This is a genomic window from Bacteroidota bacterium, assembly GCA_039111535.1.
In the GTDB taxonomy this organism is placed as follows: Bacteria; Bacteroidota; Rhodothermia; order Rhodothermales; family JAHQVL01; genus JBCCIM01.
Genome location: JBCCIM010000171.1, coordinates 1 through 13,706, shown reverse-complemented (window position 1 = coordinate 13,706; position 13,706 = coordinate 1). Strand labels below are relative to the sequence as shown.

At 50.9% G+C, this 13,706-nt stretch carries 12 protein-coding genes; 4 read left to right on the top strand and 8 right to left on the bottom strand.

What is annotated here, in order from left to right; translation table 11 throughout:
* Positions 1 to 368, bottom strand: a 368-nt coding sequence (locus AAF564_20795; GenBank protein MEM8488002.1) for a DNA-3-methyladenine glycosylase 2 family protein, incomplete at its 3' end; no start/stop codon positions are given.
* Between the two features lie 89 nt (positions 369 to 457).
* Positions 458 to 1,657: an ATP-dependent 6-phosphofructokinase gene (locus tag AAF564_20790; protein ID MEM8488001.1), complete on the bottom strand. Its 1,200-nt coding sequence runs from the start codon at positions 1,655 to 1,657 to the stop codon at positions 458 to 460.
* Positions 1,658 to 1,976: 319 nt separating this feature from the next.
* On the opposite strand from AAF564_20790, the gene AAF564_20785 reads away from it, so the two are divergent.
* On the top strand, positions 1,977 to 3,260 hold the full coding sequence (locus AAF564_20785; protein ID MEM8488000.1) for an exo-alpha-sialidase: 1,284 nt from the start codon (positions 1,977 to 1,979) through the stop codon (positions 3,258 to 3,260).
* 9 nt (positions 3,261 to 3,269) lie between these two features.
* Here AAF564_20785 and AAF564_20780 read toward each other — a convergent pair whose 3' ends face one another.
* Positions 3,270 to 4,124 carry an HDOD domain-containing protein gene (locus AAF564_20780; protein ID MEM8487999.1) on the bottom strand — a complete coding sequence of 285 codons (855 nt, stop codon included), beginning with the start codon at positions 4,122 to 4,124 and terminating at the stop codon, positions 3,270 to 3,272.
* Positions 4,125 to 4,135: 11 nt separating this feature from the next.
* On the bottom strand, positions 4,136 to 5,152 hold the full coding sequence (locus AAF564_20775; GenBank protein ID MEM8487998.1) for a pentapeptide repeat-containing protein: 1,017 nt from the start codon (positions 5,150 to 5,152) through the stop codon (positions 4,136 to 4,138).
* A 421-nt stretch (positions 5,153 to 5,573) separates the two neighbouring features.
* Here AAF564_20775 and AAF564_20770 point away from each other — a divergent pair, with 421 nt between their 5' ends.
* The 3 genes from AAF564_20770 to AAF564_20760 all read left to right on the top strand — a co-directional run bounded on the left by AAF564_20770 (position 5,574) and on the right by AAF564_20760 (position 9,801).
* Entirely contained in the window at positions 5,574 to 6,797 is a 1,224-nt protein-coding gene (locus AAF564_20770) for an alanine dehydrogenase (GenBank protein ID MEM8487997.1), read from the top strand.
* A gap of 300 nt (positions 6,798 to 7,097) precedes the next feature.
* A complete protein-coding gene (locus tag AAF564_20765) occupies positions 7,098 to 8,189 on the top strand; it encodes an amidohydrolase family protein (GenBank protein ID MEM8487996.1) in 1,092 nt (363 codons plus the stop codon).
* Positions 8,190 to 8,343: 154 nt separating this feature from the next.
* Positions 8,344 to 9,801 (top strand): PQQ-dependent sugar dehydrogenase, encoded by a 1,458-nt coding sequence (locus AAF564_20760; protein MEM8487995.1) that lies wholly within the window; start codon positions 8,344 to 8,346, stop codon positions 9,799 to 9,801.
* A 25-nt stretch (positions 9,802 to 9,826) separates the two neighbouring features.
* Here AAF564_20760 and AAF564_20755 read toward each other — a convergent pair whose 3' ends face one another.
* The 4 genes from AAF564_20755 to AAF564_20740 form a co-directional block, all read right to left on the bottom strand.
* Positions 9,827 to 10,699, bottom strand: a complete 873-nt coding sequence (locus tag AAF564_20755; GenBank protein ID MEM8487994.1) for a hypothetical protein — start codon at positions 10,697 to 10,699, stop codon at positions 9,827 to 9,829.
* Between the two features lie 53 nt (positions 10,700 to 10,752).
* The gene (locus tag AAF564_20750) at positions 10,753 to 11,301 is read right to left on the bottom strand and encodes a hypothetical protein (GenBank protein MEM8487993.1); all 549 of its coding nucleotides are present in this window, start codon (positions 11,299 to 11,301) and stop codon (positions 10,753 to 10,755) included.
* 44 nt (positions 11,302 to 11,345) lie between these two features.
* Positions 11,346 to 12,122: a PspA/IM30 family protein gene (locus AAF564_20745; protein ID MEM8487992.1), complete on the bottom strand. Its 777-nt coding sequence runs from the start codon at positions 12,120 to 12,122 to the stop codon at positions 11,346 to 11,348.
* A 236-nt stretch (positions 12,123 to 12,358) separates the two neighbouring features.
* On the bottom strand, positions 12,359 to 13,706 hold a 1,348-nt coding region (locus AAF564_20740), incomplete at its 5' end, for a thymidine phosphorylase (GenBank protein ID MEM8487991.1).

The window sequence follows — 13,706 nt, the reverse complement described above, 5'->3', positions numbered from 1 at the left end:
GACAGGTGCGCAAGGGCCGTCATTTCAGGCACGGTGCCTTCGAGCGTTTTCTGCGCTAGATCTTGCGCGTATTTGATTTTTTGCCTCGACATCCCGACCTCACGAAAAGCATCTGCGGCCATATCCAGCGTTGCTTCTGGTGTTGGGACCTTGCCTTCAAAAAGGGCCAATACGCGCCCATAAATTGCATTGGCAGATACCGTAGAAAGTTGCTGATAAATGATGGTGCGGAAGAGCGACTCAAAAGGACTCTGAAATGGTGTAATTGTCATCGCACACGGGCCATACGTTGCAATCACTTCTCCCATCAGAGGGTCTGCTGACGTGAGCGCCTTTTCAGCAGCCTCAACGTCGAAGGGTAATTCCATGGGTATTTGCATTCAGGTTACGGGTTGCAGCCGGCGCTGCTATACAGCAAAACCGGCCACAACCTGTAACGCATAATCTGCAACTACGATCAAATAGCGCCGGACATGAGGAAGACCGGGCTTCTGTCGAAGGAGCGGTAACGCGGGCGCAGACGATCGGGATGGTAGTACTTCTCGATATCTACCACTTTTTTCGTACCAATGATTACGTCGATGGGCACATTGTCATACACCCCGTTGCGTACACACACAAGCCGGCCCGACGTACCTTTCTGCACCAGTTCGAGCGCCAACGTACCATAGGCCATGGGCACAATGGAATCCAATGCATCCGGATCACCACAACGCACCATATACCCCAGGCGCTGGTTCACAACGTTGATGCTCCGGCCGTTGTTGTATTTCGGTGAGTACTCTTTGAGTGCAGCCGCAACCTTGTCACCAATCCCACCCAGTTTTTTGTGTCCGAACTGGTCAGCTTCATCGCCAAGGAACGACATGCTTTCTTCGCCTAGAAGCTTCGCGCCTTCCGAAACCAACACAACGGAGTAGTTGCTCGGATTACGCTTGCGATCGTAGACCATCAATTCGGTCAGGTGCTCCATATCCACCGGATATTCAGGAATCACGCAGCGATCAGCAGCACCGGCCATGGTTGGCAGCACAGCAGTAAACCCTGCATAGCGACCAAAGACTTCGATGACGAGGAATCTTTCATGTGAGCCGGCTGAAGTTCTGAGCTGATGGGTCAGCTCAATCGTACGGGTCACACAGGTGCCAAATCCGATGCAGTAATCAGTGCCAGGCACATCGTTGTCCATCGTCTTAGGGATGGCAACAACTTTTACGCCTTGCTCATGCAGCCGGTATCCATAGCTGAGGGTATCATCTCCACCGATAGGAATCAGATAATCAATACCCAGAAACTCCAGGTTTTTGATTACATCTTCGGTGACATCATTCACCTCATCTGTATACTTGTCTTGCAAATGCGGTGGTACGACGTCTTTGGGCAATGTACTGGGTCGCGTACGTGAGGAATGCAGGAATGTACCACCTGTCCTACCCGCACGGTTTACATTTTCGACTGTAAGCTCAACAATGTTGCTGCTGTTATCCGCCTCTTTATCCGGCACAAAATCTACCAGACCAGCCCAACCACGCCGGATACCAATAACACGGTATCCTTCCTGGATGGCTCGAATGGTAACACCCCGAATGGCCGGGTTCAGTCCGGGCACGTCGCCCCCTCCGGTTAAAATACCTATCGTTCCCTTATAACGCGCCATAATGTCAAATTACCTCCATGTTTTACTACTTCTCTATGTGTTTCTATCCTTAACTGCATCGAGCCTTTCATGATATGCATCAGGCCTGTTGCAGGATGGTTTCCCCATGGGATGCTACTCGACAAAAGCGTAGCCGTCTAAGTATGCGAACGTAACGAGCAGAATACCTAAAAAAGGTTGATGTAGGAAACTTTGTACCGCATCTGTCAATGAAAAAGACATTAAATCTACGGCCACAAGGTATCGCGGCCCCTGTATCGCTTTTACAAAGTCTCCAAAAACGGATTTCTATATAATCCTGCTGTTACCCTGCTTTTATATGAAGATTACTTTTCAGCAAATCGCCGGCATGTTTATGCTTGTCCTAGCCTTTGCCGGTTGCGAATCTGTAGCACAGGATTTACCGCAGACGGCCGAAGGCATTGTCTTTTTGGAAACGCCGGCAGATACTGCCAGCCTTACACCAGAATTGGTTAAAGGTAGCAGCGGTCAGCTTTTCTTGAGTTGGACGACACGTAACGCAAACGGATCAGCAACGTTGCATACCTCGTCGTTTCTTAACGAAGGCTGGTCACCGGCCAGCGCTGTAGCAGAAGGCAAAAACTGGTTTATTAATTGGGCCGATTTCCCCACCCTGGCTGCACATTCCCCGCAGCATAAAGCGGCAAGCTACCTCACAAAAAGCGCCGGCGGGACGTACACATACGATGTCCGCCTTACCGTTACCCGCGATGGTGGAGGCACCTGGACCAAAGGGTTTATGCCTCACACTGATGGCGTGCAGGCAGAGCACGGCTTTGTCTCGTTGCTTCCCTGGGGGACCGATACGTTCAAAGCCATTTGGCTGGATGGCCGTTTTACCGCCGGCGGACATCATGGCGATCCCTCCAAGCGTGCCATGACGCTCCGCAGTGCTGTGTTTGATGCTACGGGTACGTTAACAAAAGAGTTTGAACTTGATGACCGCGTATGCGACTGTTGCCAGACCGCAGCCGTGCGTACGGGGCCGGCTTCTGCACTGGTCGCCTACCGGGATCGCTCAGCAACGGAAATTCGAGATATTGCTGTAGTAAGGTATACAGATGGCGCCTGGAGCGCTCCGGAAGTTGTACACCCGGATGGGTGGCAAATTGCGGGCTGTCCGGTGAATGGGCCGGCGCTGGATGCGGTTGATGATGTGGTGGCAATAACGTGGTTTACAGCAGCGCAGGACACACCCCGCGTACAATTTGCTGTTTCAGATAACAACGGAAAAACCTTCGGTGCGCCCCTGATGATTACAGACGCGCGGCCAGCCGGACGTGTAGGTGTTGCTTTGCTTGATGAAAATAGCGCGGTAGTTACCTGGCTTCAACCGACTTCCAATGGAGGGGCAGATATTAAATTGCAAATGGTATCCTGGACTACACCGGAAAATGTTATCAGGTTTGCGCCCGTGACGATTGCTGCCTCCAAAGCCAGCCGGCAAAGCGGATTCCCACAGGTAATTGCAGATGATTCCAACATTGTACTCGCCTGGACAGAGATCCTGGATTCAGATCAGACCATCGTAAAGTCTGCGCGGCTCGACAAAAAGGCAGCGCTGATACGCATGCCGTTTTAACCGCACTTGCTATTGATTTAACATGGCGTAGTAATCATTAGCGTCCTCGATGGCTTTTTCTACGAGGTCGCGCAATACCGTCTCATCGACGCCAAACTGACTCATGCCAACTTCAATCAGTTTGTTAGAGCCATCATCTACCTCACTATCCCGAATCAGGGATACAAGCTGGACAGCTTCTTCTACATGATGCTCACCGCCCCAGGTATGGTGGCCAGATATGGCATCGATCAGGTATTGTGGGAGCCCCCAGGTTTCTGCCACAATCGCCCCAACCTGCGTATGGTCATAGCCTAACGCATCATGCTCAAGTTCTTCGAGGGAACTGAGCGGATCACTCTGCCAGGATGCATAAATTTTGAGGTACTCTTTACTCTTTTGCATAGCCAGCAGCGGAATACCCATATCTTGCAGCAAGCCGGCAGTAAAAGCCTCGATCTCCGTAATCGGGTGCATCCGGTTTGCCAGCAGCTTCGCCAGACAAGCGCGCCGCGCTGCTGTAGCCCAAAACGATGCATAATCAAATCCAGACTCACCCTTTTGGGGGAAAACGGCGCTTACAGCAACGGAAAGCACAATAGATTCGAGCCGAGACCGACCAAGCAAGCTAACAGCATGCCCTACGTGCCCCACGCGTTTCGACAACCCAAAGGCAGCAGAATTGACCGTCCGAAGTACTTTTACACTCAATCCGGGATCACGCTCTACCTTGAACTCAATTTCGGCAATTTTTGAGTCTGGGCTCCGCAACAAACTCAGCACTTCCATTACAGCTGAAGGAAAGCTGGGCAACTCGGCGTCTCCAAATAATTCCCGAATAACCTCTTTCGGATCACGTTTTTGTCGTCTGAGAAATCTTAACATGGCAAGCAGGGTTATTCGGCGCGGCGGGCCAGTTTGTTACTAAAAATAGAAAGCAGGCCACCCAGCATGATATAGCTGATGAGCACCTGTACCATCGAGACTATTTGGGCAGCAGTTGAAACGGGTAAGACATCTCCATAGCCCAACGTTGTCATCGTAACGATGCTGAAGTAGATGGGCATGAACCACGAGTCCTCATGCATACCATAACTCAGTTCCACCTGCGTGTAGAGGCCGGCAAAGATCAGCGCCAGCACACCAATAATGGCCAACCAACGGCCTACACTGCGTCCGCAATCACTTGTAAACCACCAAACGTAGTACACATAAGCTGAGAATTTGCTGCTTTCGCGAAACTCCTTGATATAGTTTTGATCCATAGCAAAACGGCGCAACAGGTAGGCGCCGGCAAAGTCAACACCCCGCATGTCCGTCCCAACCCAATCAGCTGAACTGAATTCTGTAATGCCATTCAGGTTTGCATCGCGCAAATCTGCACCCGTAAATGCTGCTTTATGCACGCGACACTTGGAAATGTCTGCATGTTGAAGATTGGCATTGGTCAGGTCCGCTTTCTCCAGAGAAGCTTCCCGAATCCGCGCAGAGTCAAGAATTGCACATCGCAAATCAGCTTCGCCGAGATCTGATTTGGTAAGTGTTGCCGCCGTGAGATTGGTTTTAAACAAACGGGCTTTCTTCAACTGGGCCATGCCCAGTCCGGCGCGTTTCAGGTTCGCTTCTTCCAGATTGGCACCTGATAAATTGGCTCCGGTGAGTTCACTAGACTCCAGGTTGGCATTCACCAGGTTTGCGCCACTCAAGTTTGTTTTGAATAGGCGGGCAAGGGCAAGATTGGCCCCCTGCAAATCAGCACCTGATAAATCTATCCCGGATAAGTTTATCCCGCTCAGGTCCTCGTGTGACAAATCTGCACCACGCAAATCTGTGATGCCGTTGGCAAATCCCGGACTTTCCCGAAGATTGGCTACCAACTCTTCTTTTTTCAACTGCGTAACCGACGATTCCATGTGCTTCTAGCGGGGTTGGTCTAACACTGCTTGCTTCTCAGGGCAGGTGCTGCGCAAAGGGGCGCAAAACGCGACAATTAATGGTATTTTCCCCGGATGACGTAAAAGGTAGTGCTATACCGTATGCGGGTGGTCAAAACACCATTTGCACTACATTTATATCCCCGGCGAGCAGCAATTGGCCCTGCTGGACGCACACAACCGAAGGTTTTACGGCCAAAATGGCCTGTAGTGAGGTGTGCGCTCTGCGCTAGTATCGGATTGGAATCAGCAAAGGTTAACCAGCCTAACAAGGAATTCTTGGTCTCTTAGCTATTTCTAAATCATTCTGGACCTGCTATGCAATCAGAAAAAGTGTCATCCAGCTTAAAACCTCGTATATTACAGGGCTGATGGTTTTGTACTTCATTTCCGATTTTGTATGGAGACTCCCTCAATCAAGGGATTTACACAGGTAGAAGGAGCAATGCGCCCCCAGGAACGAATGGTTGCCATTCGGTCCCAACACACGTCTATGCGCATTGGTATACCGCGTGAAATTTCAAACGAAGAACGGCGGGTAGCCCTAACGCCCGGTGGGGTACAGACGCTCGCGGCAAATGGCCACCAGGTTTACCTCGAAAAAGGCGCCGGCTCCCTGGCGCACTTCAAAAACAAGGAGTATGCTGACGCCGGTGCTACCATTGTCGAAAATCCTGAAGATCTATTCAGCACCTGCAACCTGATTGTCAAAGTTGGCCCTCCCAGCGTCACCGAACTGGACCTCCTGCAAGAAAAGCAGATCCTGTTCTCTGCCCTGCACCTCGGAAGCGCCACGGCTGATATCCTCAGTAAACTGACTTCACTCAGCATTACAGGGATTGGTTTTGAGTTTATCCGTGATGCCGACAATACTTTCCCGATCGTGCGCACCATGCACGAGATTATGGGCGCGCTTTCAGTTCAGATTGCAGCGCGGTATCTGGAGAGTGATGAAGGCGGACAAGGCGTAATGCTTGGCGGGATTTCAGGGGTGCCCCCTTCAACTGTCTTGATTCTTGGGGCAAGCGTGATCGGAGAATGGGCAGCGCGTGCCGCACTCGGGTATGGGGCGCACGTGATTGTCCTCGACAACGACCTTACAGCCCTGCGCTCGATGGAGCACCTGCTCAATCGCCGTATTTTCACGGCTATGGCTTCAGAACACTACGTCCGCGAATCGGTGCGTTCAGCTGATGTCGTCATTGGGGCAGCCATGTCATCAGGGCATCGCGCACCCATGCTTGTCACAGAAGACATGGTTTCAACCATGCGACCGGGATCGGTGATTGTAGACGTTGTGATCGATCAGGGAGGATGCATAGAAACAAGCCGGCCTACAACCCACTCTTCACCTATCTTCCGGCAGTACGACGTAATTCATTACTGCGTCCCCAACATGCCATCCAACGCAGCACGCACGGCAACCTACGCGCTAACAAATGTGCTCGTACCTTACCTGCTACAAATTGGCGAGGTGGGCAACATGAATGAAGCCCTCTGGCGAAATGTTGGTTTGCGCAATGGTACCTATGCCTACCGCCGGCACATCACAAAAAAGACGTTGTCAACCATGTTCGGCATGCCCCACCGCGATATCGAACTGCTCATCGCGTCGGGCATCTAATCTCTCAGCAAATACTACTGAAACCGGATTGGTGTGTACTTTCTTGTGCTGCAGGGCTGCGAAAAATAAAGGCTAAAAAAGAACCCAAGCCCCACTCGACAGTAATTCAATTGGCTTCACACGGTACACAAACGCCACCACAAACTGTTTATCTAAACAAATATTGAAGCCCGGATCAGTATACAAGATTACGCCAGATAATCTGGCCATTTGAAATGTAATCTTTTCCTTACCTTTTGGGGAATGCGCTGTTCAATTGCCTTATTAATACGCACCGCAATGCTGCATACAAACTCCGCCATGAAATACGTTTTGGGCTTCTGTCTCTCAATTCTGTTCATCCTGCCTGTGGCAGCGCAGACCATGACGGTAGATGAATACGAGCCCCGCTCTACTCTAGTTGTCCCTGAAAACCCCATCACAAAGTCAAAGTATCCTTTTGTAGATGTGCACAGCCACCACTGGGGCGCACCGGATATGGACGACGCAGATGTTGCAGCGTTGATCAGCGAAATGGATGGCCTCAATATGGCTGTGGCTGTAAACCTGAGTGGACGAAGCGGTGAAATGCTAAAAGCTGCTGTACAAAACATGAACGGCCGTTCTCCGGGAAGATTCATCCAGTTTGCCAATATCAACTTTGACAATATTGACGACCCTGACTTTGGCCTCAAAGCAGCAGCGCAACTGGAGGAAGACGTCAAAAATGGTGCGCAGGGCCTGAAGATATTCAAAAACCTTGGAATGTTTACGCGCTATGCCAACGGAGAGCGATTCCGGACAAATGACCCCCAAATGGATCATGTTTGGGCCAAATGTGGCGAGCTTGGTATTCCTGTGCTAATCCATACCGGAGAACCGTCTCCTTTCTATGAGCCGCATGACAAAAACAACGAGCGCTGGCTTGAACTGAAGATGTTTCCCCGACGAAAGCGACCGCCAGAGTCGTTCCCGACCTGGGAAGTCCAGATGGCTGAGCAACACAATGTCTTTCGCAAACATTCCAATACCATTTTTATCAATGCGCACCTCGGCTGGCTGGGCAACGATCTCGACCGGCTCGGTGCGTTGATGGATGAAATACCCAACATGTACACCGAAGTTGGCGCTGTGCTGGCAGAACTCGGCCGGCAACCCAAGCACGCCCGCGCCTTTCTGATCAAATACCAGGACCGCGTGTTGATGGGCAAAGACTCCTGGAAAGCAGAGGAATACCATGTCTATTTCAGGACCTTTGAAACAGACGACGAATATTTCAAATATTACCGGAAGCGTCATGCCCACTGGCGGCTCTATGGCCTCGACTTGCCTGATGAAACCCTTAAACACATCTATTACAAAAACGCATTGGAGATTATTCCGGGCATGGATGCCTCCCTGTTTCCGGACTGATTGCTCTTGCAGGATCCAGTCCGCCTGAATCGCCTACTTCGGCATCAAATTTGGATGTAAATTACCGGTAAAGGCCCATACCGCAGCCACCATCAATGGTGGCCCTGTATTTCTGTTGTCCATCTTTAACCTCTCCCATTCAGCCTGAATTCCCATGCGTTTTATCAAGCCTGTATTCCTGCTCTTTTTCGGTTTATGTGCTTTCCTACCGGCACAGGCGCAAATTGCCCTCGAACTCGAAACGGCTTTCGACAACCTGTTTTTCTCGCGCCCGGTGGATATACAGCACGCCGGCGATGGCTCAAATCGCCTGTTTGTTGTAGAACAGCATTCGGGCAAAATCATTGTGTTCGACAATGACCAGAATGCCTCCACGTCTAACACCTTTCTAGACCTGACCGTGAACACCGGCAACGAAGAAGGCTTACTGGGGCTCGCTTTTCATCCTGATTATGAGACCAACGGACACTTTTTTGTCTATTACTCCACGTCCAGCCCGCGGCGATCTGTCATTTCGCGCTTCACCGTTGATGCGGCCAACCCAAACGCTGCCGATCCATCCAGTGAGCTTGTCATCATGGAAATTGGGCAACCGTACAGCAACCATAATGGCGGACAGCTTGCGTTCAGCCCCCTTGATGGCTTTCTGTACATTGGCCTGGGAGACGGAGGTGATGGCGGTGACCCTGATGAAAACGGAGAAGACCCCAAGACGCTGCTTGGCTCGATCTTGCGCATTGACGTGAACAATTCCACTGCGAATGAGCCGTACGCAATCCCGGCAGACAACCCATTTGTAGGTAACGTTGAAAACTTTAGGGAAGAGATTTTTGCATATGGATTACGCAACCCATGGCGCTTCAGCATCGATCCGCAAACAGGAGATATCTGGGCTGGCGATGTTGGGCAGGGATCTCGCGAAGAAATTGATCTCATCGAAAAAGGCAAGCACTACGGATGGGACGTCATGGAGGCAAGCCTGTGCTTCGAACCCCGCAACAACTGCGTAACAACAGGCCTCACAACGCCCGTCTGGGAATACAACCGAAATGAAGGCATATCAGTCACAGGCGGCCACGTTTACCGGGGCACGCGCGTCCCTGAAATAAGCGGCAAATACATCTATGCAGACTATGTATCAGGCCGTATTTGGGCCTTAACTGTTACCGAAGATGACACAACCAACGTAGAAATTGTACGGGCTACCTTCAATGTGCCGGCATTTGGCGTAAGCGAAAACGGAGAATTGTTCATCGCCGGCTTCGACGGCAAGTTGCACCGGTTTGTCGAAACCAAATCTACGGCAACGGAAGATCCAGCAGTACCTGAACAGCAGCATAACCTGGGCGCAAACTTCCCCAACCCTACATCAGGTGAAACAACCATCCCGTTCACGCTGTCGCGCAGCGGTAACGTCGAACTGGCTGTTTTCGACTTGCTAGGACGCAAAGTGCAGGTACTCGCATCCGGCGTTTATCCTGCCGGCGCGCATACTGCAACATGGGACGGCTCCGCTCATGCAGACATAGATCTGCCGGGCGGCCCGTATTTCTACAGTCTGCGGGTAGATGAAGCTGTTGTAGCTACTCGCCTGCTTACGCTGGTAAAATAAAACAGGCGTGGCTTGGGGATATGCCCTAGTCTTCCCGCTGGCGCGAGCGTGACGCCAGTGGGTCTTCGGTAGGATCTTCGAAGTCGAAGGTGTCTACTTCGCTAAGAATATCTGCCGGAGAGCGGAAGACGTCTTCTATCTCTTCAACAGACGCTTCCGTTTCCTCTACCTCATTCAGCAAGGTATCCAGCTGGAACGTGATGGCCTCTGGATCGCGAAGCGTGAGGGACTGTTCGTGGATGTATTTGATTACATCTTCGATCGTAGCCAGTTGCTCTTCAATGATTTCAAGATTTTCTTTGCTTTTCTTGAATCGATCAAGGCGCTGCTCAAGGATACGCAGCCGGCGCTTTTTGATTGCTTTAACGCGCGGTGACTGCTCATCCAGTTCAGACCGCACTTCCTCAATATCACGCGCAATTTCTTTCTCAGCGCCTGTGCGCACCGAGTCTTCGTACCGCTCTTTTTGATACAGCAGCTTGATGTACGACTCGATCAGGCCGTTGATCTTTTTCAAATGGCTTTCCAGCAACCCCTGTGAGGCATAGCTCATCTTGCGGTAATTGCTCTGGATATCTTTCTCAATTTTACGCAACCGGGCGTAGCGGCGCTGGCTGTACTTTGTGAGCCGGCCGTAAATCTCTTTTTGTGAGGGTGGCTTGGACCGTTCGCGGGCACGCTGTGACCGGATGAGTTTTTTGAACCGATCTTGCCGGGGTACAATACCGAGATACATCAACTCGGACGCGGCAGCAAGGATAAGGATGATATTGAATAACGGACCCGTCCCAGGCATCCCGCTCAGGAAAAAAGCGGAAAGCATGGCCATAATCAAAAATCCCAGGTTCCAGGGATTCAGGAATGCTTCTTTGGTATAATTGATATCTGCGTCGTTCATGCCCTCAAGAGCAACTGATTCGGACGGTTTTGTCTTCTCCTTACGCGGTGAAGTTACAGCTTTTTCCGTGGAATGCGACCGATCGTCTTCTCGGGCAACTCCTTTTCCGGTGCTGCCTCCGTCGATTTTTCCTCAACCATCCCGGCGTCCTCATCCTCCTCACCAGCAGCATGCGTCTCATGCTTTACTGAGGAGGCATCATTTTGTTTTTTCTTAACATCAGCTAGCCCCATCTGCAACTTGATCTGGCGGACCAGTTCCTGGGCGCGTAGCTTCTGTAATTCCGCATCAGACTGCACAATCTTTTCTTCTGCAGTCGTTTCGTCAATCCCTTCGGTGGCGGGTTCTGAATCAACTTCACCGGTTTCAGAGAGCGCCATTTCAAGGCGCGCCTCTTCACGAATCGTATCCATAGCAAGGCGATCGACCATTTCTTCATGCGTCCGGGTGAGATCGTCACCCGGTGCATTTTCGATTTTCTTCATGGCCTCAGCAACATTGTTTTGTTGCCGTGCAGTCCGCAACTGCGACTTCAATTTCTTGAGCGCGCGCAGATGCTCTTTTTCTGCTTCCTTGATTCGCTTGTATTCTTCCGGTGTCATAGTGCCTTTTTACAGAGCCTGAACAGAGGGTTAACCAAGGGGAACTATTCAGTTTGTGTACGCTGCTTGCCAATGGTTTTTGCACCTTGCTCAGCTTCCTGCTCCGGAAGCTCAACAGCCGGCGAAGAAGACTTTGTACCTTCATCTCCACCGCCTACACCCATTTCGAGCTTGAACTGCTTCACAATTTCAGAGGCACGAATGTTTTCGGCATCTTCTTCAATACGCAGTGCTTCAACATCAAACGAATCAAGCGCCATTTCAATACGCGCTTCATTGCGGGCAGCTTCTTCGTTTACACGCTGGATCATCTCGTCATGCGTTTGATCAAGCCCGCCTACTTCGAACTGCTCCATTGCGTCCGCAACTTTAGACTGCCACTTTGAACGCTCGTGAGCACGCAGCGCTTCTTTGGCTTCCTGAATCTTGCGGTCTTTTTCACGCATGAAGGCTTTTTTCACCTGCAGCGCCTTGTCATATGCTGCAGAAGCATACTTCAATTGCTCTTTCGTGCGGCTGAGGGTATCACGTCCCTTCTCCAGTTGCATCGCATAACGTTCAGCAAGATCATCACGTCCTGCAGAAATGCTTGCTTTAATTTTGGAGGTAACATCTGTCACTTCGCGCTCCGTACGACGCACTTCTTTCTGAAGCAAAACGACGTTGGCCTTCACGGTCGCGATGTTTTCGTTCATCTTCGGCACCTGATCATTCAGCTCCCGAATATTCTGCTCGAGGATAAGACGAGGATCTTCCATCGCAGAGATTGCGCCGCCAAATACTGACTTAATCCATCGCGAAAATCGTTTCCAAATTGACATGGGTAGGTTGGGATTGTTATCGAAGCTTAATGCGTAAGAGGAATATAGCTGTTCTGCATGTAACGAGCATCAGTCATTGAAAGATGCATTTCCACACACAGAAATCAGCGGCGGGGCCTAATTTCTATACCTTACGCTTAATTTTAATGATATTCACTTGTATTGTAAACAATACGACGCCCTGATTTTGAATGCACGCCTCTTTTTCAACGAGACTCCACAGCAACAGCGTTTATTCACCCTTTTTGCCAACCATTTGCAACCGTATACCGGTCTTTTAGCAAGATGGTCGGCGCGGCAGTAGTATCTGCTACAGTAAATGCAGCCTGTACTTTTTTGGTCAACGGTGCAATTTCAATGTCTTGATTGGTATAAAGTGTGGCAAGGAGCGTGCCTTGATCAACCAGCGCATCCTGTTTGTGCGCCAAAATCAAGCCGGCAAGCGGATCAACCAAGTCTTCCTTTTTCAAGCGCCCTGCCCCAAGCGCCACAGCCACTTCACCAATCGCCAGCGCATCGATCTGCTGGACATAACCCGCCATTCCAGCCGGGGCCTTCACTTCAATAACATGTTTTGGGTTTTCACGGCTCCCCGTAGATGCAACCGCGACATCTCCACCCTGTGCTTCTACCATAGCCAGAAATTTATCAAACGCAGATCCATCATCTATTGCAGCTTTCGCGCGTTTGTAACCATCTTCGGGAGAATTTGCCTGTTGCCCCAGGTAGATCATTTCGCCGGCCAGGGTAAGGGTGAGTTGCATCAGGTCGTCGATCCATTGTCCGCGTAAACAGGCAATGCTTTCTACCATTTCCGGCCAGTTGCCAACAGCATAACCCAACGGCTGGTCCATATTTGTTAGCCACGCGACAGTCGGTTTACCAAACTCTTCTCCTATCTGCACCAGTAGTTCTGCCAGCGCGCGCGCTTCCGCTGGTGTTTTCATAAAGGCGCCGGCGCCACACTTCACATCAAGCACCAACCCGTCTATGCCGGCAGCAATTTTCTTGCTCATGATGGAGGGCGCAATAAAAGCACGATTAGCCACCGTGGCCGTAACATCCCGTAGCGCATAAATTTTACGGTCCGCTGGTGCTATTTCAGCAGTTTGTCCGATCATGACCACACCGAGCCGACCAAGTTGCGCTTTGTATGCCGCCATATCCATCTGCACATCAAAGCCGGGAATGCTCTCCAATTTGTCCAGTGTCCCACCGCTATGTCGCAAGCCACGACCAGATATCATGGGTACAGGAACGCCACACGCTGCCACAACAGGCGCCAGAATGAGCGATACTTTGTCTCCAACACCGCCCGTTGAGTGTTTGTCTACCTTGATGCCCGGAATTTCGGAAAGATCTACAACTCTCCCTGAGTAGAGCATGGCATGGGTGAGTGCCTGTATTTCAGCAGCATCCATTCCTTTAAGGAAAGCAGCCATCAGAAAAGCGCTCATTTGATAATCAGGCAACGCACCCGAAGTATAGGCGTCGATTAACTGCTTGATGGCGCCGGCTTCAATCTGGTGCCCATCTCTTTTTTGGGCGATAAGCGCTACGGGATCAAATTCCATAAGGAGCAGT

What these genes read in the sequence shown, in the direction of transcription:
- AAF564_20750 (MEM8487993.1), bottom strand. Translation starts at nt 11,301, where the DNA reads ATGACACCGGAAGAATACAAGCGAATCAAGGAAGCAGAAAAAGAGCAT.
- AAF564_20775 (MEM8487998.1), bottom strand. Translation starts at nt 5,152, where the DNA reads ATGGAATCGTCGGTTACGCAGTTGAAAAAAGAAGAGTTGGTAGCCAAT.
- AAF564_20755 (MEM8487994.1), bottom strand. Translation starts at nt 10,699, where the DNA reads ATGAACGACGCAGATATCAATTATACCAAAGAAGCATTCCTGAATCCC.
- AAF564_20760 (MEM8487995.1), top strand. Translation starts at nt 8,344, where the DNA reads ATGCGTTTTATCAAGCCTGTATTCCTGCTCTTTTTCGGTTTATGTGCT.
- AAF564_20745 (MEM8487992.1), bottom strand. Translation starts at nt 12,122, where the DNA reads ATGTCAATTTGGAAACGATTTTCGCGATGGATTAAGTCAGTATTTGGC.
- AAF564_20785 (MEM8488000.1), top strand. Translation starts at nt 1,977, where the DNA reads ATGAAGATTACTTTTCAGCAAATCGCCGGCATGTTTATGCTTGTCCTA.
- AAF564_20790 (MEM8488001.1), bottom strand. Translation starts at nt 1,657, where the DNA reads ATGGCGCGTTATAAGGGAACGATAGGTATTTTAACCGGAGGGGGCGAC.
- AAF564_20765 (MEM8487996.1), top strand. Translation starts at nt 7,098, where the DNA reads ATGAAATACGTTTTGGGCTTCTGTCTCTCAATTCTGTTCATCCTGCCT.
- AAF564_20770 (MEM8487997.1), top strand. Translation starts at nt 5,574, where the DNA reads ATGGAGACTCCCTCAATCAAGGGATTTACACAGGTAGAAGGAGCAATG.
- AAF564_20780 (MEM8487999.1), bottom strand. Translation starts at nt 4,124, where the DNA reads ATGTTAAGATTTCTCAGACGACAAAAACGTGATCCGAAAGAGGTTATT.